This is a genomic window from Parazoarcus communis SWub3 = DSM 12120, assembly GCF_003226565.1.
Taxonomy (GTDB): domain Bacteria; phylum Pseudomonadota; class Gammaproteobacteria; order Burkholderiales; family Rhodocyclaceae; genus Parazoarcus; species Parazoarcus communis.
In genome coordinates, this window is sequence record NZ_QKOE01000109.1 from 1 (window position 1) to 538 (window position 538).

Sequence of the window (538 nt, forward strand, 5' to 3'; positions counted from 1 at the left end):
GGGCCTGTGTGTGGCCGAATCCGGAGTGATAGACGATGGCGACTTTGCTCATAACCCTCTCCAGCTTGTTGATTTAACTGAAGAAAATGGAATCTGTTTCCTCAGTTAATCTGATTTCACGAAGTAACTGGAAAGAATTGGGAGGCGAACTATATCTCCACCAGTAGGTACCAATTCGTAACTTCGGGTTTTTTCCAATGACCACTCCCGCAAGCGACGTTGCCGTCGCCAGCCCTCCCGCCTCCAAGGCCAAAGCCAAGGAGAGCGTGACCTGTCCCATGGACTTCATCCTGCGCATGCTGATGGGGCCGTGGACGACATACATCCTCTACAACCTGCGCACCCACGGCCCACAGCGCTTCGGCGAACTGAAGCGGCGCGTCACCGGCATCTCGGCCAAGATGCTGACCGAGCGCCTGCGCACCCTCGAAGGGGCGTCGCTGGTGAAGCGCGACTACGAGGCAACCATTCCGCCCAAGGTGACCTACTCGCTGACGCAACGCGGCCACGAGCTCGACGACGTCATGGGACGCCTCGC

At 58.0% G+C, this 538-nt stretch carries 1 protein-coding gene; it reads left to right on the plus strand.

From position 1 onward, the window contains the following. Positions 1–197: 197 nt before the first annotated feature. Positions 198–538 (plus strand): winged helix-turn-helix transcriptional regulator (locus DNK49_RS23275; protein WP_207807116.1); only part of this gene is annotated, 341 nt, incomplete at its 3' end.